Source organism: Embleya sp. NPDC056575 (assembly GCF_042793325.1).
GTDB lineage: Bacteria > Actinomycetota > Actinomycetes > Streptomycetales > Streptomycetaceae > Embleya.
In genome coordinates this window covers 23,865-47,363 of sequence record NZ_JBHTVA010000054.1, presented here as the reverse complement: position 1 = coordinate 47,363, position 23,499 = coordinate 23,865, and the positions used below count along the sequence as shown (strand labels likewise).

The 23,499-nt window shown below is 73.8% G+C and carries 2 protein-coding genes and 1 pseudogene; all 3 read left to right on the top strand.

Annotated elements, in window-relative coordinates; translation table 11 throughout:
* Positions 1–120: 120 nt before the first annotated feature.
* Complete coding sequence (locus tag ACFRCG_RS34115) at positions 121–9,675, top strand: type I polyketide synthase (protein WP_380038687.1); 9,555 nt, start codon at positions 121–123, stop codon at positions 9,673–9,675.
* 163 nt (positions 9,676–9,838) lie between these two features.
* Positions 9,839–22,149, top strand: a pseudogene (locus ACFRCG_RS34110) (SDR family NAD(P)-dependent oxidoreductase); the annotation flags it as partial.
* Positions 22,138–23,433 carry a thioesterase domain-containing protein gene (locus tag ACFRCG_RS34105; RefSeq protein ID WP_380038719.1) on the top strand — a complete coding sequence of 432 codons (1,296 nt, stop codon included), beginning with the start codon at positions 22,138–22,140 and terminating at the stop codon, positions 23,431–23,433. The pseudogene ACFRCG_RS34110 and the gene ACFRCG_RS34105, both read left to right, overlap by 12 nt.
* Positions 23,434–23,499 lie beyond the last annotated feature (66 nt).

Below are 23,499 nucleotides of genomic sequence, written 5' to 3'. Positions count from 1 at the left end.
GCCCACCCAGGCAGGAGCAGGCCCGAGCGCGGGCCCGCGTGGATCCACGCGGGCCGGCCGGGCACCCCGACGCGTACCACATCACGGCGAAGCCGCCGCACGGAAAAAGGCTGATACCCCATGGCGAACGAAGAGAAGCTGCGTGACTACCTGACCCGGGTGACCGCCGACCTGCACCAGGCCCGGCGCCGGTTGCGGGAGAACGAGGAAGCCCGGAACGAGCCGATCGCCGTGGTCGGCATCGGCTGCCGGCTGCCCGGGGGCGTGCACTCGGCGGCGGACCTGTGGCGGCTGGTGGCCGAGGGCCGGGACGCGATCGGCGGCTTCCCCACCGACCGGGGCTGGGACCTGGACGGCCTCTACGACGCGGACCCGGACGCGGTCGGCAGGACGTACACCCGACAGGGCGGATTCCTGCACGACGCCGCCGAGTTCGACGCCGCCTTCTTCGGCGTCTCGCCGCGCGAGGCGCTGGCCGCCGACCCGCAGCAGCGACTGCTCCTGGAAACCGCCTGGGAGGCGCTGGAGGACGCCGGGATCGACCCGGCGGCGGTCCGCGGCTCGGCCACCGGCGTCTTCGCCGGCGTGATCGCGCAGGAGTACACGCCACGCCTGTACAAGTCCACGCCCGACCGGGTCGACGGCTACGTGTTGACGGGCAGCACCACCAGCGTCGCGTCGGGCCGGATCTCGTACACCTTCGGCTTCGAGGGGCCGGCGGTGACGGTGGACACCGCGTGCTCGTCGTCGCTGGTCGCGCTGCACCTGGCGGCCCAGTCGCTGCGCTCGGGCGAGTGCGACCTCGCCCTCGCGGGCGGGGCCACGGTGATGGCCTCGCCCGGGATGTTCGTCGAGTTCGCCCGCCAGCGCGGACTGTCCGCCGACGGCCGCTGCAAGGCGTTCGCCGGCGCCGCCGACGGCACCGGCTGGGCGGAGGGCGTCGGCCTGCTCGTCCTGGAACGGCTCTCGGACGCCCGCCGGGCCGGCCACCGCGTGCTCGCGGTCCTGCGGGGCAGCGCGGTCAACCAGGACGGCACCAGCAGCCAACTCACCGCCCCCAACGGCCCGTCGCAGCAGCGGGTGATCCGCCGGGCACTCGCCAACGCCGGCCTGACCCCGGCCGACGTGGACGCGGTCGAGGCGCACGGGACCGGTACCCGGCTCGGCGACCCGATCGAGGCCCAGGCCCTGCTGGCCACCTACGGCCGCGACCGCACGCCGGAACAGCCGTTGTGGCTCGGCTCGTTGAAGTCCAACATCGGTCACGCCCAGGCCGCCGCGGGGGTGGCCGGGGTGATCAAGATGATCGAGGCGCTGCGCCACGGCGTGCTGCCCGAAACGTTGCACGTGGACGAGCCGACCCCGCATGTGGACTGGTCGTCGGGCGGGGTGCGGTTGTTGACCGAGGCCCGGCCGTGGCCGGAGGTGGATCGGCCTCGGCGCGCGGCGGTGTCGGCGTTCGGGGTGAGCGGGACCAACGCGCACGTGATCCTGGAACTGCCGGACGAGGACCGGGAGGTCGCGGAGTCGCCGACGACCGTGTCGGCGCCGTCGATTCCGTGGGTGCTCTCCGCCAAGTCGGTACCGGCGCTGCGCGCGCAGGCGGCTCGACTGACCGACGTGCCCGGCGCGGCCGAGGTCGGCTTCGCGCTCGTCTCCTCCCGCGCGGTCTTCGGCGAGCGTGCCGTCGTCCTGGGCGCGGACCGTACGGAACTGGTCGCCGGGCTAGACGCGTTGGCGCGCGGCGAGCAGACCCCGACCGTGCTCACCGGCTCGGCGGGCGCACCCGGCCGCACCGTCTTCGTCTTCCCCGGCCAAGGCTCGCAGTGGCCCGGCATGGCCGCCGACCTGTACGCCCAGGCACCGGTGTTCGCGGCCCGCTTCGACGAGTGCGCCAAGGCCGTCGAACCGCATCTGGACTGGTCGTTGGTCGAGGTACTGACCGGTGTCGAGGGCGCGCCGTCGTTGGATCGGGCGGATGTGGTCCAGCCGGTGTTGTGGGCGGTGTTGGTGTCGCTGGCCGAGGTCTGGCGGGCGTACGGGGTCGTCCCGGACGCGCTCGTCGGACACTCGCAGGGCGAGATCGCGGCGGCGGTGGTCGCCGGCGGGTTGTCCCTGGAGGACGGCGCCACGGTCGTTGCCCTGCGCAGCCGGGCGATCCTGGCCCTGTCGGGGCGGGGCGCGATGGCGTCGGTGGCGCTGCCCGAGCCGACGGTGCGGGAGCGGATCACCGCGTGGGGCGGGCGGATCGCGGTCGCGGCGGTGAACGGGCCCGGGCAGGTGGTGGTGTCCGGCGAACCCGACGCGTTGGCCGAGTTGGTGGCGGTTGTGACCGACGAGGGTGGTCGGGCTCGGCTGATTCCGGTGGATTACGCGTCGCATTCGGCGCAGGTGGAGGAGATCCGGGCGCGGATCGTCGCGGATCTGGCCGGGATCGCGCCGGTGTCCGGGACGGTCCCGGTGTGGTCGACGGTGACCGGGGACTGGTTGGACACCGCCGAGATGGACGCCGCGTACTGGGCGACCAACCTGCGCGAGACCGTGCGCTTCGAAGAGGCGGTACGCGGGCTGGCCGAGGCCGACCACGGCGTGTTCGTCGAGGTGAGTCCGCATCCCGTGCTGACCGCCGCGATCCAGGACACCCTGGAGGCGGCCGGCGCGGTCGATCCGGTCGTGGTCGGCACGCTGCGCCGGGAGCAGGGCGACCTGCTGCGGCTGCACACCTCGCTGGCGGAGGTGTTCGTCCGCGGGGTGCCGGTGTTCTGGGAGGCGGCGTTCGCGTTTGCCGAGGGCACCCCGCCGCGGGTCTCGCTGCCCACCTACGCCTTCCAGCGCGAGCGGTTCTGGCTGGACACCGGCGAGCACACCGAACCGGTCGAGGCCGCGGCGGACGCGGCCTTTTGGGAACTCGTCGAGGGTGGCGACCCGGCGGGGTTGTCGGCCGCCCTGGGGGACGCGGACGGGCATCTGGCCGAGCCGTTGGGCGCGGTACTGCCGGCCCTGTCGTCCTGGTGGGAGCGGCGGCGGTCCGGCGCGGTGACCCGGTCCTGGCGACACCGGATCGTATGGCGTCCGGTAGCCGATCCGGGGCGGTCGCGGTCGGATGGGATCTGGCTGCTCGCGGTGCCGGACGACTCGGAAGCGGCGCCGTGGGTCACGTGGTTCGGCGATGCGCTCGCGGCGGCCGGCGCCAGGGTGGTGCCGCTGGCGGTGGCCCGGGAGGACGCGGATCGTGGGGTGCTGCGGGATCGGCTGACGGACGCGGTCGCGGCGGCCGGCGGATCCGTCGCCGGCATCGTGTCGCTGCTGGCCCTGGCCGAGGGCCCGGTGCCCGGCTTCGCCGCGGTGCCGTGGGGTGCGGCGGCGACTCTGGCGCTGGTCCAGGGCCTGGGGGACGCGGGTGTGGTCGCCCCGGTGTGGGCCGTGACCGGCGGTGCGGTGTCGATCGGCGCCGAGGACCCGGTGCGGGTGCCCGAACAGGCCCAGGTATGGGGCTTCGGCGGAATCGCCGCGGCCGAACTGACCGACCTGTGGGGCGGCTTGATCGACGTCCCGGAGCGGATCCCGACCGCGGCGGCGGCCGAGCGACTGGTCGCCGTGCTCTCCGGGGCCACGGGCGAGACGGAGATCGCGGTGCGCGACGCGGCGATCTGGGCGCGCAGGCTGGTTCGGGCCGCACCGGACGCCGGTCCGGACCCGACGCCCTGGCAACCCACGGGAACCGTGCTCGTCACCGGCGGCACCGGTGCGCTGGGCGGGCATGTGGCCCGCTGGGTGGCCGAACGCGGCGCGCCGCACGTGTTGTTGGTGAGCAGGTCCGGGGCCAACGCCCCGGGAGCGGCGGCGCTCGCGGCCGAGGTGGGCGCGTTCGGTGCCCGGGTCTCGTTCGCCGCGTGCGACGTCGGCGACCGTGCGGCGCTGGCCGACGTACTCGCCGGCATCCCGGCCGACGCGCCGCTGACCGCCGTCGTGCACACCGCCGCCGTGCTCGACGACGCGGTGATCGCCGACCTGACCCTCGAACAACTCGACCGCGTATTGCGGGTCAAGGTGGACGGCGCCCGACACCTGGACGAACTCACCCGCGACCTCGACCTGTCCGCGTTCGTACTGTTCTCCTCGCTCGCGGGCATCTGCGGCGTGCCGGGACAGGGCAACTACGCACCGGGCAACGCCTATCTGGACGCGCTGGCGGCCCGCCGCCGGGCCGCCGGACTGCCCGCGACGGCCATCTCCTGGGGCCACTGGGCCGGTGGCGGCATCGCCGCACCCGAGGTGGAGGAACGGCTCGGGCGCCAGGGATTGCGGATGCTCGATCCCGAACTCGCCATCCGGATGCTGGGCCGGATCCTCGACGCCGGCGACAGCCACCTGACGGTCTGCGACATCGACTGGGACGTGCTGTTCCGCGACCGCCGCGCCCCGCTGGTCACCGAACTGCTCGACGCGACCGGCGGCGGCACCGGTGCCCGCCCGACCGCGCTCGACGCCCCGTCCGCCGGCGGCTTCGCCGCCCGACTCGCCGCGCTCGCCACGGCCGACCGCCCGCGTTTCCTCGTGGAGGCGGTGCGGGCCCAGGCGGCCGTCGTCCAGGGGCACGCGAGCCCCGCCGCCGTGGACGCCGCGAAGCCCTTCCGGGATCAGGGATTCGACTCGCTGACCTCGGTGGAACTGCGCAATCGACTCTCCGCCGAGACCGGTTTGAAGTTGCCCGCGACGCTGGTCTTCGACTACCCGACCCCGAACACGCTCGCCGAGTTCCTGCGCGGCGAACTGCTGGGCGGGGTCGAGGCGGCGGACGTGGTCGAGAGGGCATCCGGGGTGGACACCACCGACGATCCCGTGGTGATCGTCGGGATGGCCTGCCGGTTGCCCGGCGGGGTGGGCTCGCCCGCCGATCTGTGGCGCCTGGTGACGGCCGGTACGGACGCGGTGGGCGGGCTGCCCATCGACCGCGGCTGGGACGTCGAGGCACTGTACGACCCCGATCCGGACCGGGTGGGCACGTCGTACACCCGCAACGGCGCGTTCCTGCCGGAGGCGACCGAGTTCGACGCCGCCTTCTTCGGCATCTCCCCGCGCGAGGCGCTGGCGATGGACCCGCAGCAGCGACTGCTCCTGGAGACCTCGTGGGAGGCGCTGGAGCGGGCCGGGATCGACCCGGACACGCTGCGCGGCAGCCGGACCGGGGTGTTCGCCGGGTTGGCCGGCCAGGACTACCTGCGCGACCTGACCGAGACCCCGGAGGGCCTGGAGGGCTACCTGGGCACCGGCAACGCGGGCAGCGTCGCCTCGGGCCGCATCTCGTACACCCTCGGCTTCGAGGGGCCGGCGGTGACGGTGGACACCGCGTGCTCGTCGTCGCTGGTCGCGCTGCACCTCGCGGCCCAGTCGCTGCGCTCGGGGGAGAGCGATCTCGCGCTGGCCGGCGGGGTCGCGGTGATGGCCTCGCCGAACATGCTCGTCGAGTTCTCCCGGCAGCGCGCCCTGTCCGTCGACGGCAGGTGCAAGGCGTTCGCCGGCGCGGCGGACGGCACGGGCTGGGCCGAGGGTGTCGGACTCGTGGTGTTGCAGCGGTTGTCGCACGCACGGCGCGCGGGTCGCCGGGTGCTCGCCGTGCTGCGTGGTTCGGCGGTGAACCAGGACGGCGCGTCGAACGGGCTGACGGCGCCGAACGGCCCGTCGCAGCAGCGGGTGATCCGGGCGGCGCTGGCCGACGCCGGGTTGTCCGCCGGTGACGTGGACGTGGTGGAGGCGCACGGGACCGGGACGACGCTGGGTGATCCGATCGAGGCACAGGCGTTGTTGGCCACCTACGGCCGGGGTCGGGACCAGGATCGGCCGTTGTGGCTGGGCTCGTTGAAGTCCAACATCGGGCACGCCCAGGCCGCCGCCGGGGTGGCCGGGGTGATCAAGATGGTGGAGGCCCTGCGGCACGGCGTGTTGCCGAGGACGCTGCACGTGGACGAGCCGACGCCGCATGTGGACTGGTCCTCGGGCGGGGTGCGACTGCTGACCGAGGCCCGTGCCTGGCCCGAGGTGGATCGGCCCCGGCGGGCGGCGGTGTCCGCCTTCGGGGTGAGCGGGACGAACGCGCACGTGATCCTCGAACCGGCCCCGCCGGAGAGCGAGCCGGCCGACGAACGCCCGCCCGTCGACGACGCGTTCCCGTGGGTGTTGTCGGCCCGGACACCGGACGCTCTGCGCGCGCAGGCCGCCCGGGCGCGGGGCGTACTCGACGAGAAACCGGTGGACGTGGCGTTCTCGCTGGTCGCCTCGCGGGCGTCGTTCGCCGAGCGCGCGGTACTGGTCGGCGCGGCGGATCGATCGGCGAGCCTGGAGGCGCTGGCACGCGGTGATCGCCCGGCGGGCGTGGTGACCGGGACGGCCGGGCCGGTCGGCAAGACCGTGTTCGTATTCCCGGGGCAGGGATCGCAGTGGGTCGGTATGGCGGCGGAACTCCTCGGCGAGTCGACCGTGTTCGCGGCCCGGTTCGAGGAGTGCGCGACCGCACTCGCCGAGTTCGTCGACTGGTCGCCGGTGGAGGTGTTGACCGGGGTCGAGGGTGCGCCGTCGTTGGATCGGGTGGATGTGGTCCAGCCGGTGCTCTGGGCGGTGTTGGTGTCGCTGGCCGCAGTCTGGGGGGCGTACGGGGTCGTCCCGGACGCGCTCGTGGGGCACTCCCAGGGGGAGATCGCGGCCGCCGTGGTGGCCGGCGGGTTGTCGCTGCGCGACGGTGCGCGGGTGGTGGCGCTGCGGAGTCGGGCGATCGTGGCGCTGTCCGGTCGGGGCGGGATGGCCTCGGTGGCGGAGCCGCTCGTGGCGGTGCGCGAGCGCATCGCGGCCTGGGACGGGCGGATCTCGATCGCGGCGGTGAACGGCCCCGGGCAGGTGGTGGTCTCCGGCGAAACGGACGCGTTGGCCGAGTTGGTGGCGGCGGTGACAGAGGAGGACGGCCGGGCCCGGCCGATACCGGTGGACTACGCGTCGCATTCGGCACAGGTGGAGGAGATACGCGCCCGGATCGTCGAGGATCTGGCCGGGATAGTGCCGGTTTCCGGGACGATTCCGCTCTGGTCGACGGTCACCGGGCAGTGGCTGGACACCGCGGAGATGGACGGCGCGTACTGGGCGGGCAATCTGCGCGAGACCGTGCGCTTCGAGGAGGCGATTCGGGGTCTCGCCGCCACCGGGCACGGGGTGTTCGTCGAGGCGAGTCCGCACCCCGTGCTGACCGCCGCGATCGAGGCCACGCTCGACGAGGTCGGCGTCGAACACCCTGTCGTGGTCGGCACGTTGCGGCGCGACCAGGGTGGTGCGGAGCGCCTGTACACCTCGCTCGCCGAGGCATTCGTGCGCGGGGTCGCGGTGGACTGGACGGCCGCCTTCGCCGGGGTCGGCGCACGGGTCGTCGAGTTGCCCACCTACCCGTTCGAGCGCGGGAGGTATTGGATTCGGGACACCGAACACGGGGCCACGGCGACCGGTTCCGCGTCGGCTTCGACGGCGTCGATCGACGCCGCGTTCTGGGACCTGGTGGAGCGTGGCGACGGGGCCGAACTGGCGGCGGCCCTCGGGGCGGACGCCTCGGCACAGTCGTTGGGCGAGGTATTGCCCGCGTTGTCGTCGTGGTGGGACCGACGGCGCTCGGACGCCACGATCGACGCGTGGCGGCACCGCGTCCTCTGGCGCCCGGTCGGCGGCACCGGGTCCGGCAGGCTCGTCGGCACCTGGCTGCTCCTGGTCCCGGAGGCGGGGGCCGCGACGGCCTGGGCGGACTTCCTGACGGCGGTGCTGACCGCCGCCGGGGCCCGGGTGGAGCCGGTCCCGGTGGCGCGTGGGGCGGGTGAACGGGCCGCGCTGCGGCACCTGGTGGCGGGATCGCGCGGGCCGATCGCCGGCGTGCTCTCGCTGTTGGCCCTCGCCGATGGCACGGCGCCCGGGTTCGACGCGGTGCCGTGGGGCTCGGCGGCCACCGTGGCGCTGGTCCAGGCACTGGACGACGCCGGGGTGTCGGCACCGCTGTGGGTGGCGACCGACGGTGCGGTGTCCGTCGAGGCGGGGGATCCGGTACGGGTGCCCGAGCAGGCGCAGGTGTGGGGCTTCGGCGGGGTCGTCGCGGCGGAGAGTCCCGGGTCGTGGGGCGGCCTGATCGACCTGCCGGGCGAGTACCCGACCGGGGACGCCACGGCACCGGTGTGGACCCGACTGACGGCCGTGCTGGCCGGTGCGGCGGACGAGAAGGAGGTGGCGGTACGGGCGAGCGGACTTCGGGGCCGCCGACTCGTGCGCGCGCCGCTCGGCGCGGCACGGCCGGCCGCGACCTGGCGGCCGTCGGGAACGGTGTTGATCACCGGGGGCACCGGCGCGCTCGGCGGACACGTGGCCCGCTGGGTGGCCGAACGCGGCGCGGAGCATGTGTTGTTGGTCAGCCGAAGGGGTGCGGACGCTCCCGACGCGGCGCGGCTCGCGGAGGAGATCACCGCGCTCGGCGCCCGGGTCTCGTTCGCCGCGTGTGACGTGGCCGATCGAGGCGCGCTGTCGGCCGTACTGGACCGGGTCCCGGAGGCGTTCCCGCTGACCGCGGTGCTGCACGCGGCGGCGATCCTGGACGACGCGGTGATCGGGGACCTGACTTCGGAGCAGCAGCAGCGGGTATCGCGGGTCAAGGTGGACGGCGCCCGGCACCTGGACGAACTCACCCGCGATCTCGACCTGTCGGCATTCGTGCTGTTCTCCTCGGTGGCCGGTATCTGCGGGGTGGCCGGGCAGGGCAACTACGCGCCGGGCAACGCCTACCTGGACGCGCTCGCGGCGCGCCGCCGGCAGGCCGGGCGGGTCGCCACCTCGGTGTCCTGGGGACACTGGGCCGGCGGCGGGATCGCCGCGCCGGAGATCGAGGAACGACTGGGCCGGCAGGGCCTGACCATGCTCGACCCGGCCCGCGCGGTGCAAGCGCTCGGACACGTCCTCGACGCCGACGAGAGCCACCTGACGGTCTGCGACATCGACTGGGACGTGCTGTTCCGGGACCGTGCGCACCCGCTGGTCGCGGAGCTGCTGCGGGCGCCGGTGGCCGGATCGGCCGCGACGCACGGTGCGGCCGGTGCCGAAACGCCCGCGAGCAGGCTGACCGCGCTGCTCGCCGAACTCCCCGAGGAGCAGCGCCGACCGCATCTGGTCGACCTGGTCCGGACCCAGGCGGCGATCGTGCACGGGCACGCCTCGGCCGGCTCGGTCGAGGCCAAAAAGCCGTTCCGGGACCAGGGATTCGACTCACTGACCGCCGTCGAACTGCGCAATCGGCTGACCGCCGAGACCGGTCTGAAGTTGCCCGCGACGCTGGTCTTCGACCACCCGACCCCGAACGCGCTCGCCGAGTTCCTGCGCGGCGAACTCGTACCGCGGACCCTCGCGGACGCCGAGACCGTGCGGGTCGAGATCGACCGTCTGGAGGCGCTGCTCGCCCACGCGGCCGGCGACCCGGCCGTCACTCCGGCCGAACACGCGGCCTCGGCCGCGCGGTTGACCACGATCGCCGCCCGCTGGGCCGCCGCCGCGGTACCCGGCACCGGGTCCGACGGCCCGGAGGTCGGCGCGATCGACGAGGAGATCGACGCGGCCACCGACGCCGAACTCATCGAATTCATCGGCAAGCAGTTCGGCATCTCCTGACCCGCCGGCATTCCCCGACCCGCCGGTGGCTCCCGACCGGCCGGTCCACGCGAAAGGCACAACCACCATGAGCGACCAGCAGATCCGCCACCTGCTCAAGCGGCTGACCGTCGAACTGCACGACACCCAGGCCCGGTTGGAGGAGGCGCGGAACCCGACCCCCGAGCCGATCGCGATCGTCTCGGCGGCCTGCCGGCTGCCCGGCGGCGCGCAGTCCCCCGAGGAGCTGTGGCGCATCCTGGCCGAAGGCATCGACGTGGTCGGCGACTTCCCCGCCGATCGAGGCTGGGACGTCGAGGAGTTGTATGATCCCGACCCCGATCGACCGGGAAAGTCGTACACCCGCCAGGGCGCGTTCCTGCCCGACATCGCGGGGTTCGACGCCGAGTTCTTCGGCATCTCGCCGCGCGAGGCACTGGCCACCGACCCGCAACACCGGCTCCTCCTGGAGACCGCGTGGGAGTTGTTCGAGCGGGCCGGCATCGACCCCACCACCCTCGCCGGCAGCCGCACCGGGGTCTTCGCCGGCCTCAACGGCCAGGACTACGCGGCCCGGTTGAGCCGGGTGCCCGACGAGGTCGGCGGCTACATCGGCAACGGCAACGCGGCCAGTGTCGCGTCCGGGCGGATCGCCTACTCGTTCGGCTTCGAGGGTCCGGCCGTGACGGTGGACACCGCGTGCTCGTCCTCGCTGGTCGCGCTGCACCTCGCGGCCCACTCGCTGCGCGGCGGCGAATGCGACCTCGCGCTGGCCGGCGGGGTGACGCTGATGGCGTCGCCGCTGGGCTTCGTCGAGTTCTCCCGCCAGCGCGGGCTGGCCGCGGACGGGCGCTGCAAGGCGTTCGCCGGCGCCGCCGACGGCACCGGCTGGTCCGAGGGCACCGGCCTGGTCCTGGTCGAACGGCTCGCGGACGCCCGCCGCCTGGGCCACCGGGTCCTCGCGGTGCTGCGCGGCAGCGCGGTCAACCAGGACGGCGCCTCCAACGGCCTGACCGCGCCCAACGGGCCCTCGCAGCAGCGGGTGATCCGCCAGGCGCTGCGCGACGCCCGGCTGACCGCCGCCGACATCGACGCGGTCGAGGCACACGGCACCGGAACCACCCTGGGCGACCCGATCGAGGCCCAGGCGCTGATCGCGACCTACGGTCGGGACCGGCCCGAGGACCGGCCGCTGTGGATCGGCTCGGCCAAGTCCAACATCGGCCACACCCAGGCCGCCGCCGGAATCGTCGGCGTGATCAAAATGATCGAGGCGATGCGGCACGGCGTACTGCCCAGGACGCTGCACATCGACGAACCGACCCCGCACGTGGACTGGTCGGCGGGCGCGGTCCGGCTGCTCACCGAGGCCCGGGCCTGGCCGGAGACCGGCCGGCCCCGGCGGGTGGGGATATCCGCGTTCGGCGCGAGCGGGACGAACGCGCACCTGATCCTCGAACAGCCCGAGGCCGCCGATCGGGGTCTGCCGGACGAACCGGGGCAGGCGAGCGAGCGGCGACCGTCGGGCGCGACGCCCTGGCTGCTCACCGCCAGGACCCCCGCCGCGCTGCGCGCCCAGGCGGCCCGACTGGCCGCGCATGTGCGCGGCGCGGCGCTGGGGAGCGCCGATGTGCTCGACGTCGGCTATTCGCTGGCCACCGCCCGGGCCCGGTTCGACGAACGCGCGATCGTGGTCGCCGACGACCCGGCGGGCTTTTCGGCCGGCCTCGACGCGCTCGCGGCCGACACGCCCGCCGCCGGCCTCGTGCGCGGCGGCGCGGGCGGATCGGGGCCGCTGGCCTACCTGTTCACCGGGCAGGGCAGCCAGCGTGTCGGTATGGGCCGCGAACTGCACGCCGTCCAGCCGGTGTTCGCCGCCGCCTTCGACGAGGTCGCCGCAGCGCTGGACGCCGAGCTGGCCGGGCACGTTCCGTACCCGCTGCGCGACGTGGTGTTCGGCCTTGTCGAGGACGCGGCCGAACACCTCGACCGGACGGTGTACGCGCAACCGGCGCTGTTCGCGATCGAGGTGGCGCTGTACCGGCTGTACGCGTCCTGGGGCCTGCGGCCGGACTTCGTCACCGGACACTCGCTCGGCGAACTGACCGCCGCACATGTCGCGGACGTACTCACCCTCCCCGATGCCGCGACCCTCGTCGCCGCCCGGGCCCGGCTGATGCAGGCGATGCCCACGACCGGCGCGATGGTCGCCGTCCAGGCCACGGAGGGGGAGGTCGCCGCCGCGCTGACCGGTCGGGAGGGCGAGGTGGCGGTGGCGGCGATCAACGGGCCACGCTCGATCGTGCTGTCCGGGGCCGCCGAGGCGACGCTCGCGGTCGCCGCCGAGTTCGCCGCACAGGGCCGCAAGACCAAACGACTGCGGGTCAGCCACGCGTTCCACTCGCCGCTGATGGCCGGGATGCTCGACGAGTTCGGCCGGATCGCGGCCGGCCTGACCCACCACGCGCCGCGCATCCCGGTGATCTCCAACCTCACCGGTCGACCCGCCGACGCGGGGCGGCCGCTCGACGCCGCGCACTGGGTGGCACACGTTCGCCACGCGGTGCGGTTCCGGGACGTGATCGCCCACCTGGCCGACGCGGGCGTGACCACCTACCTGGAACTGGGACCCGACGGGGTGCTGACCGCGATGGCCCAGGACAGCCTGGCGGACGCGGACGCGGACGCGGGTGAGGGCGGCAACGCACCGGCGTTCGCCGCCGCACTGCGCCGGGATCGGCCGGAGGGCGAGACCGCGCTGCTTGCCTTCGGCACGGCCCACGTGCACGGCGCGGCGGTGGACTGGCCCGCGTGGTATGCCGGTTCCGGCGCCCGGCGGGTCGACCTGCCGACGTACGCCTTCCAGCACCGGCGGTTCTGGATCGACCAGACCGCCGTGGGGGCCGACGACGCGTCCGGGCTCGGACTCGGCGCGGCCGATCACCCGCTCCTCGCCGCGTCGTTGCGGGTGGCGGGCGGTGCGGCCGACGGCGGCGCGGAGACGGTGGTGCTGACCGGGCGGTTGTCCTTGCGCAGCCATCCGTGGCTGGCCGGACACGTGGTGTTCGGGTCGGTCCTGGTGCCCGGAACGGCCTTCGTCGAGGCGGCGATCCGGGCCGGGGACGAGGTCGGCCTGGATACCGTCGAGGAGTTGGTGATCGAGGCGCCGCTGATCCTGCGCGAGCGCGACGCGGTACAGCTTCAGGTGGTCGTCGGGGCGCGTGAGTTTGCCGACCGTCGGCCGATCGCGGTGTACGCGCGACCGGCCGACGCCGATGCGGACGCGCCCTGGACCCGGCACGCGGTGGGCTTCCTGAGCGTGTCGCAGGACCCGCGGCAGGCCGTCGAGGTCCCGGCCCGGTCCGGCGACGCCGGCGCGTGGCCGCCCGCCGACGCGAGCCCGATCGACGTCTCGCAGGCGTATGCGGCCCTGGCCGAGGCGGGCATCGACTACGGCCCGGCCTTCCGCGGCCTGCGCGCCGCCTGGCGGCTCGGCGGCGAGATCCTGGCCGAGGCCGCGCTGCCGGCCGACGAACACCGGGACGCGGCCCGGTTCGGCATCCACCCGGCCCTGCTCGACGCCGCGCTGCACATCGCCTCGGTGCGGAGCCTGGCCGACCCGGACGCGGCCGAGGGGCGCCGACTGCCGTTCGCCTGGAACGGGGTACGGCTGCACGCGTCCGGCGCGACCGAGCTGCGGATCCGGATCGGCTCGACCGGCCCGGGCGAGCTGACCTTCACGGCCGCCGACGGGAGCGGTACGCCGGTGGTCTCGATCGAGTCCCTGGCCACCCGGACGGTGACGGCGGATCAGCTGGAGGGGGCCCGAACGCCGGAGCGGGACGCGCTGTTCGAGGTGGAGTGGGTCGAGGGGGCGGCGCCGGTCGGGGAACCGGGCGAGCGCGGCGGGGAGTTCGGTGCCGGCACGGTGGTCGTTTCGGTGCGGCCGACGGAGCGGGACGCGTCGGCTTCGGCACATCGGGAGACCACGCGGGTGCTGGAGGTCTTGCGGTCGGAGGCCGAACGGATCGTGGTGCTCACGCGCGGCGCGTTCGCGGTGGCCGCGGGGGAGGATCCCGATCCGGCCGCCGCCGCGGTGGCCGGTCTGGTGCGATCGGCGCAGGCCGAACAACCGGGCCGGATCGTACTGATCGACCACGACGGGGAGCCGGCCTCGCAGGCGGCGCTCGGCGCGGTCCATGCGGGCGCGCGTGACGCCGACGAACCGCAACTGGCGGTGCGCGGTGAGGCCTTGTTCGTGCCGAGATTGCGGCGGATCGAGTCGACGGCGGTCGGTTCGGCGGCGATCGGCGCGGGGTCGGTCCGGGACACGCGTGGTTGGGATCCGGACGGGACCGTCCTGGTGACCGGCGGCGTGGGTGTGCTCGGTGCCCTGGTCGCCCGTCACCTGGTGACCGAACACGGCATGCGGCGGCTGCTGTTGACCGGCCGTCGCGGCCTCGACACGCCGGGTGCGGGCGAGTTGCTGGCCGAGCTGACCGACCTCGGCGCGGAGGTCACCGTCGCGGCGGCCGACGTGGCCGATCGCGACCGGCTGGCCGCACTGATCGCGAGCGTGCCGGCGGCCTATCCGCTCACCGCCGTGGTGCACGCGGCGGGCGTGATCGACGACGGCGTGATCGACGCGCTCACGCCCGAGCGGCTTGCGGCGGTACTGCGGCCCAAGGTCGACGCCGGATGGCACCTGCACGAGTTGACCCGGCATCAGGACCTGGCGGGCTTCGTGCTCTTCTCCTCGGTCGCGGGTGTGCTGGGCGGGCCCGGACAGGGCAACTACGCGGCGGCCAACGGCTTCCTGGACGCGCTCGCGCTGCACCGGCGGGCGCTCGGGCTGCCGGCGGTGTCGTTGGCGTGGGGGATGTGGGCCGAGGCCGGCGGGATGACCGCCGGGTTGGCGGAGGCGGACCGGCGGCGTGCGGCCCGGGCCGGCATCCGGCCGCTGGCCACGGCGGACGGACTGCGCCTGTTCGATCACGTGGTGCGGCCCCGAGGCGGCGCCGACGGGCCGGACTCGGCGGTGCCGATCCCGGCGCCGCTGGATCCGGCCGGCCTGCGGGCCCGGCCGGACGCGGTACCGGCGCTGCTGCGGGGGCTGGTCCGGCCGAGCCGACGGATCGCCACGGCGGCGGCCCGGTCGACGGGCGGCGCCGCGTTGACCGCCCGACTGGCCGGCCTGAGTCCGGCCGACCGGGAGCGGGAACTGCTCGACCTGGTCCGCGCCGAGGTCGCGGGCGTACTCGGCGCGGAGCCCGAAACGCTCGGTGCACGACGTGCGTTCGGCGAGGTGGGCATGGACTCGCTCACGGCCGTCGAACTGCGCAACCGGCTGGGCGCGACCACGGGCCTGCGGTTGCCCGCGACGCTGGTCTTCGACCACCCGACCCCGGCCGCCCTCGCCGATTTCCTGCGTGGCGAGTTGCTGGGCGAGGCGGCGGGCGTGCCCGAGCCGAGCCCGGCCGCGGCAACCCCTCTGCCGGGCACGGACGATCCCATCGTGATCGTCGGCACGGCCTGCCGGCTGCCGGGCGGCGTCTCGTCCGCCGGCGACCTGTGGCGGTTGGTGGCATCCGGCACCGACGCGGTGGGGGCGTTCCCCGAGGACCGCGGGTGGGACGTCGAGGACCTGTTCGACCCGGACCCGGAGGCGGCCGGCAAGTCGTACACCCGACACGGCGGATTCCTCCACGACGCCGCCGAGTTCGACGCGGGCTTCTTCGAGATCTCGCCCCGGGAGGCGCTGGCCACCGACCCGCAGCAGCGGCTGCTCCTGGAGACGACCTGGGAGGTGATCGAACGGGCCGGGATCGACCCGACCACGCTGCGCGGCAGCCGGACGGGTGTGTTCGCCGGGGTGATGTACCACGACTACGCGCCGCACCCGGGCAACGTACCGGCCGCCCTGGAGGGATACGTCGGCAACGGCAACGCGGGAAGTGTCGCGTCGGGCCGGATCTCGTACTCGTTCGGCTTCGAGGGCCCGGCGGTCACGATCGACACGGCGTGCTCGTCGTCCCTGGTCACCCTGCACCTGGCCGCACAGTCGTTGCGCCTGGGCGAGAGCGACCTGGCGGTCGCGGGCGGGGTCGCGGTGATGGCCTCCCCCGGTGCGTTCACCGAGTTCTCCCGGCAGCGCGGACTGTCCGTGGACGGCCGCTGCAAGGCGTTCGCGGGCGCGGCGGACGGCGTCGGCTGGGCCGAGGGCGTCGGATTGGTGCTTCTCGAGCGGCTGTCGGACGCCCGGCGCAACGGGCATCGGGTACTGGCGGTCGTCCGGGGTTCGGCGGTCAACCAGGACGGTGCGTCGAACGGGTTGACGGCGCCCAACGGCCCGGCCCAGCAGCGGGTGATCCGGGCGGCGTTGGCGAACGCGGGCGTGCCGGCGGCCGAGGTGGACGTGGTGGAGGCGCACGGGACCGGGACGACGCTGGGTGATCCGATCGAGGCGCAGGCGTTGTTGGCGACCTACGGGCGGGATCGGCCGGCGGATCGACCCTTGTGGTTGGGGTCGTTGAAGTCGAACATCGGGCACGCCCAGGCCGCCGCCGGGGTGGCCGGGGTGATCAAGATGGTGGAGGCGCTGGGCCACGGGGTGTTGCCGAAGACGTTGCACGTGGACGAGCCAACGCCGCACGTGGACTGGTCGTCGGGCGGGGTACGGCTGCTGACCGAGTCCCGTCCCTGGCCGGAGACCGGGCGCCCGCGCCGGGCCGGAGTCTCGTCCTTCGGGGTCAGCGGGACCAACGCGCACGTGATCCTGGAGCAGGCTCCGCCGGTCGCGCGGCCCGAGGCCGCCGACCCGCACCGCGATCGCGACGTGGTGCTCCCGTGGCTGATCTCGGCCAAGCGGGCACCTGCCCTGCGCGGCCAGGCCGCCCGGCTGATCGACACCCTGGCCGGGGCCGACCTCGATCCGGTGGACGTCGGCGCGGCGCTGATCGCCTCGCGCGCGGCTCTGGAGGAGCGCGCCGTGCTGATCGGCGCCTCGGACACGCTGCCCGACGAACTGGGCGCGCTGGCCCGGGGCGACTCCGCGGCCGGCGTGGTGACCGGGTCCGCGACGGGCACCCTCGCTCGGACCGTGTTCGTATTTCCGGGTCAGGGTTCGCAGTGGGCCGGTATGGCCGCGGAGTTGTATGGCCAGTCTTCGGTGTTCGCGTCCCGGTTCGGTGAGTGCGCGAAGGCGTTGGAGCCGTTCGTGGACTGGTCGGCGGTGGATGTGTTGACCGGCGTGGAGGGTGCGCCGTCGTTGGATCGGGTGGATGTGGTCCAGCCGGTGCTCTGGGCGGTGTTGGTTTCGCTCGCCGAGGTCTGGCGCTCGTTCGGGGTCGTCCCGGACGCGGTGGTGGGGCACTCGCAGGGTGAGATCGCGGCGGCCGTGGTGGCCGGTGGGTTGTCGCTGGACGATGGTGCGCGGGTGGTGGCGCTGCGGAGTCGGGCGATCGTGGCGCTGTCGGGGCGCGGCGGCATGGCGTCGGTGGCGGAGTCGGTGGAGGTGCTTCGGGAGCGGATCGCGGCGTGGGACGGGCGGATCTCGGTGGCGGCGGTGAACGGTCCGGGTCAGGTGGTGGTGTCCGGGGAGCCGGACGCGTTGGCCGAGTTGGTGGCGGTTGTGACCGACGAGGGTGGTCGGGCGCGGTTGATTCCGGTGGATTACGCGTCGCATTCGGCACAGGTGGAGGAGATTCGGGACCGCATCGTCGCAGATCTCGCGGGGATCGCGCCGGTGTCCGGATCGGTGCCGCTGTGGTCGACGGTGACCGGCGAGTGGCTGGACACCGCCGGGATGGATGCCGCGTACTGGGCCACCAACCTGCGTGAGACCGTGCGCTTCGAGGAAGCGGTGCGCGCGCTGGCCGAATCCGGACACGGCGTGTTCGTCGAGACCAGCCCGCACCCCGTTCTGGTGGCGGCGATCCAGGAGACCCTGGAAGTCACGACGTCGGGCCGCTCCCTGGTGGTCGGTACGTTGCGCCGCGATCAGGGTGGCGCGCAGCGCCTGTACACCTCGCTGGCCGAGGCTTGGGTGCGAGGAGTGGAGGTCGACTGGAGCGTGGCCTACGCGGGATTCCACGCCCGGCCGGTCGAGTTGCCGACCTACGCCTTCCAGCACGAACGCTTTTGGCTGGACGGGAGCCGGACGGCCGTGGGCGGAGGTGCAAGCGCGATCGGGCTGCCGGGCGCGACCGAATCGCGCGCCGATTCGGCAGCCGGCCCGGTACTCCCGGGGCGCCTCGCCGGCCTGGCCGGCAGCGAACGCGACGCCGCCGTACTCGAGTTCGTGCGGGCCGAGACGGCGGTCGTGCTCGCGCACGGGAACGCGGCCTCGGTCGAGCCCGAACGTGCCTTCCGGGAGCTGGGGTTCGACTCGTTGACCGCCGTGGAGCTGCGCAACCGGCTGAACACCGGCTCGGGCCTGGAACTCCCCGCCACCTTGATCTTCGACTACCCCACCCCGGCCGACGTCGCCGAATTCCTCGTGGAGCGGCTTGCCGCCGCCGGCCCCGGTCTGCCCCTGCCCGACGCGCTGGCCGAACTCGACCGGCTGGACGCCACGTTGACCGCCGATCTCGGCGACTTCGCCCAGCGGTTGGCGATCATCGAGCGACTGCGGGTGCTGACCGCCAAGTGGGACGGCCAGGCACCCGGCCCGGCATCCGGTTCGGCGTCCGGTTCGGCGTCCGTCGACCCGGACGAGATCGATCTGGACAGTGCCACCGACGAGGAACTGTTCGGCCTGCTCGACGGCAACGTCGAATCCTTCTGATCCCCGGACCCCCGACCGACCACCAGGCCCCACCACTCAGGAAAGGCAGCTCCATGTCCGACGAAGACAAGCTCCGGGGATATCTCAAACGTGCGCTGGCCGACGTCCGGGAGGCCCGCAAGCGGGTCCGCGAGGTGGAGGCGAGTCGGCGCGAGCCGATCGCGATCGTCGGGATGGCCTGCCGGCTTCCGGGCGGGGTGACCTCGCCCGAGGACCTGTGGCGGCTGGTCGAATCCGGCACCGACACGGTCGGCGAGGCGCCCACCGATCGTGGCTGGGACCTGCGCGACCTCTACGACCCGGATCCCGACCGGCCGGGCACCACCTACACCGTGGCCGGCTCCTTCCTGCCGGACGCGGGCGACTTCGACGCGGCGTTCTTCGGCATCTCGCCGCGCGAGGCACCGGCCACCGACCCCCAGCAGCGGCTGCTCCTGGAGACCGCGTGGGACGCCTTCGAGCGGGCCGGGATCGACGTCACCGGCCTGCGCCGCAGTCGCACTTCGGTGTTCACCGGGATCGCGGGCATCGACTACGCGCCCGCGCTCGACCAGGTGCCGCCGGAACTGGAGGGCTATCTCGGCACGGGCACGCTCGGCAGCGTCGCGTCGGGCCGGATCTCGTACACGTTCGGCTTCGAGGGCCCGGCGGTGACGGTGGACACCGCGTGCTCGTCGTCGCTGGTCGCGCTGCACCTGGCGGCACAGTCGCTGCGCGGCGGGGAATGCGATCTCGCGGTCGCGGGCGGGGCCACGGTGATGGCCTCGCCGATGGGCTACGTCGAGTTCTCCCGGCAGCGCGGGCTCTCCGTGGACGGCCGCTGCAAGGCGTTCGCAGCGTCGGCCGACGGCACCGGTTGGGCCGAGGGGGTCGGCGTGCTGATCCTGGAACGGCTCTCCGACGCCGAGCGCCTGGGCCACGAGGTGCTCGCGGTGGTACGCGGCAGCGCGGTCAACCAGGACGGCGCCTCCAACGGCCTGACCGCGCCGAACGGCCCGGCGCAGCAGCGGGTGATCCGGGCGGCGTTGGCCGGCGCCGAACTGTCCGCCGACGAGGTGGACGTGGTGGAGGCGCACGGGACCGGGACGACGCTGGGTGATCCGATCGAGGCGCAGGCGTTGTTGGCGACGTATGGGCGGGATCGGCCGGCGGATCGGCCGTTGTGGTTGGGGTCGTTGAAGTCGAACATCGGTCATGCGCAGGCGGCTGCGGGTGTGGCCGGGGTGATCAAGATGGTGGAGGCGTTGCGGCACGGCGTGTTGCCGAAGACGTTGCACGTGGACGAGCCGACGCCGCATGTGGACTGGTCGTCGGGCGGGGTGCGGTTGTTGACCGAGGCCCGGCCGTGGCCGGAGGTGGATCGGCCTCGTCGGGCGGCGGTGTCGGCGTTCGGAGTGAGCGGGACCAACGCGCACGTCATCCTCGAACAGCCCTCCACCGAGGGCGAACCGGCCGACGAGCGACCGGTGTCGGACGACGTCCTCCCGTGGGTGTTGTCGGCGAAGACCCCGGAGGCGTTGCGGGCCCAGGCGGCGCGGTTGCTCGACCGGCTCGATCGGGACGTCTCGCCATCGACCGCCGACATCGGTTTCTCCCTGGTCACCACCCGGGCGGCGTTCGCGGAGCGGGCGGTGGTGATCGGTGACCGTCGAGGGTTGATCGAGAACCTGGACGCGGTGCGGCGCGGCGAATCGGCGGTGGAAGTGGTCTCGGGGTCGGTCGGTCCGGTGGGTCGGACCGTGTTCGTGTTTCCGGGTCAGGGTTCGCAGTGGGCCGGCATGGCCGCGGAACTCCACGGCCAGTCTTCGGTGTTCGCGTCCCGGTTCGGTGAGTGCGCGAAGGCGTTGGAGCCGTTCGTGGACTGGTCGGCGGTGGATGTGTTGACCGGGGTGGAGGGTGCGCCGTCGTTGGATCGGGTGGATGTGGTCCAGCCGGTGTTGTGGGCGGTGTTGGTTTCGCTTGCCGAGGTCTGGCGCTCGTTCGGGGTCGTCCCGGACGCGGTGGTGGGGCACTCGCAGGGTGAGATCGCGGCGGCCGTGGTGGCCGGTGGGTTGTCGCTGGACGATGGTGCGCGGGTGGTGGCGCTGCGGAGTCGGGCGATCGTGGCGCTGTCGGGGCGCGGCGGCATGGCGTCGGTGGCGGAGTCGGTGGAGGTGCTTCGGGAGCGGATCGCGGCGTGGGACGGGCGGATCTCGGTGGCGGCGGTGAACGGTCCGGGTCAGGTGGTGGTGTCCGGGGAGCCGGACGCGTTGGCCGAGTTGGTGGCGGTTGTGACCGACGAGGGTGGTCGGGCGCGGTTGATTCCGGTGGATTACGCGTCGCATTCGGCACAGGTGGAGGAGATTCGGGACCGCATCGTCGCAGATCTCGCGGGGATCGCGCCGGTGTCCGGATCGGTGCCGCTGTGGTCGACGGTGACCGGCGAGTGGCTGGACACCGCCGGGATGGATGCCGCGTACTGGGCCACCAACCTGCGTGAGACCGTGCGCTTCGAGGAAGCGGTGCGCGCGCTGGCCGAATCCGGACACGGCGTGTTCGTCGAGGCGAGTCCGCACCCCGTGCTGACCGCCGCGATCGAGGCCACGTTGGAGGAGACCGGCCCGGGACACCCCGTGGTGGTCGGCACGTTGCGCCGCGACCAGGGTGGTGCGCAGCGCCTGTACACCTCGCTTGCCGAAGCCTTCGTGCGGGGAGTCCCGGTGGACTGGGCCACCGCCTTCACCGAACACCAGCCCCGGCGCGTGGCGTTGCCCACCTACGCGTTCCAGCGTCGGCGGTACTGGCGCGAGACGCCGGCCCGCCCCGCCGCCGGTGCGTCGTCGTTGGGCCTGCGGTCGGTGGGGCATCCGTTGCTCGGGGCCTCGGTGGGCACCGGCGACGGGGACGATGTCCTGCTGACCGGACGGCTGTCGCTTCGTACACATCCGTGGCTGGCCGATCACGCGGTCCGCGACACGGTGTTGTTGCCCGCGTCCGTCTTCCTGGAGCTGGCCGTGCGGGCCGGTGACGAGGTCGGTCTCGGTGTGGTGGACGAACTCGTGATCGAGGCGCCGCTGATTTTTGCCCACGAGGGTGACGACGCCGGCGACTCCGACGCCGGCGTGCACATCCAGGTCGCGGTGGGCTCCGCGGGCGAGGACGGGCGGCGGCGGTTCGCGGTGTTCTCCCGGGACGAGGCGGCGGGGGACGGCGCGGACTGGACGCGGCATGCCGGCGGCTTCCTCGCACCGGAGTCCGCCGAGGACGACATCCTTCCGGAGGTGGGCAGTTGGCCGCCTGCCGACGGGGTGTCGGTGCCGGTCGAGGACGCGTACGAGGTGTTGGCAGCGGCCGGGATCGACTACGGGCCGGTGTTCCAGGGACTGCGGGCCGCCTGGCGGACCGACGAGGCGTTGTTCGCCGAGGTCGGGGCGGCCGGGGAAGGGACGGAGCAGGCCGGGGAGTTCGGGTTGCATCCGGCGCTGTTGGATGCCGCGCTGCATGTGGCGGTCGTCGATGCGCTGCGGCGGGCCGAGGCGGCCGGCGAGGAGGCCGGGACGAGCCTGGCCTATGCGTGGAGCGCGGTACGGCTGCATGCGACCGGAGCCGGCCGGCTGCGGGTTCGGCTCACTCCCGCCGGGCCGGACACGGTGGCGGTGGCGGCCTGGGACGAGACCGGCGCGCCGGTGCTTTCCGTCGGGTCGCTGACATCGCGTCCGGTGCCCACCGGGCGGCTCGCGGACGGGACCGGTTCGCGCGTCCGGGCGGCCGGCGCCGATGCCGGGCGGCGTAAGCGGCGCGTGGCGCGTACCGCCCCGGCGGTTGCCGAATCGGGGCTCGGGCGTCGGCTCGCGGTGGCCGGCGAGGGGGAGCGGGACGAGATCCTGGTGGACCTGGTCCGGACCGAGCTGGGCGTGGTCCTGGGCCATGCCGCCGACGAATCGGTGGACGCGGAACAGGCGTTCCTGGAGGTCGGCCTGGACTCGCTGACCGCCGTCGAACTGCGCAACCGGCTCGCCACGGCGACGGGCCTGCGATTGCCGGCGACGGTGACCATCGCGCATCCGACCCCGCGCGCCCTCGCCCGACACCTGGGCACCGCGCTCGTGGAGCGGGGCAAGTCACCCGACGAACAGCCGAGTTCGACGCCCTCGGGGTCCGACCGGGTCAAGGGCGCGCTCGCGTCGTTCTACGTGCAACTGTGCGCGGCCGAGAAGTACACCACGGCCGCAGAGGTGATCATGGCGTCGGCGGGGCTGCGGCCGTCCTTCGCGGAGTCCGAACGGGATCGGCACGTCAAACCGGTGTTGCGGTTGGCGACCGGCGAGACCGGGCCGAAGATCGTCTGCTTCCCGTCGCTGAGCGCGATCTCCGGACCGCACGAATACGCCCGGTTCGGGCAGGTGTTCCAGGGCGAGCGGGACGTGTTCGTGATCCAGACGCCGGGCTTCGTGGCGGACGAATCGTTGCCGGATCACGCGGACGCGCTGCTGCGGATGCACGTGGAGACCGTACGCGCGGCTGTGGGCGACGAGCCGTTCGTCGTCGTCGGCCGCTCGATGGGCGGATGCATCGCGCACGAGGTGACCCGACGTCTGGAGGCCGAGGGGGTGCACCCGGTAGGGCTCGGCCTGGTCGACACCTTCCCGATCGACACCGCCCTGGTGCCGGGCATGGACTGGTGGCTGCCCGCGATGATCGAGGGGATGCTCGGACGGGTCGCCCAGTACGACATGACACTCGACGACACCAACCTCAGCACGATGGGGCTCTACCAGAGGTTGTTCGCGGACTGGAAGCCGCAGCCGATCGCCACCCCGACGCTCGTCGCGCAGGCGGACACGCCCGTGGCGGGCACCGTGATCGACCCGGAGGGCCGGTGGGACTGGCGGGCGTACTGGCCGCTGCCGCACGACCTGATCGAGATCACCGGCGACCACTTCACCGTCCTGGAGGACCACGCCGACCTGACCGCGGCGACCATCGTCGACTGGGCCGCCGGGTTGGCCCGATGAGCCCGCCCCCATCACCCCCACCCCCACCCCCACCGCCACCGCGACCGCCACTGCGATACGACATCA

Coding starts and splice junctions, on each gene's coding strand:
- ACFRCG_RS34115 (WP_380038687.1), top strand. CDS start 121: ATGGCGAACGAAGAGAAGCTGCGTGACTACCTGACCCGGGTGACCGCC.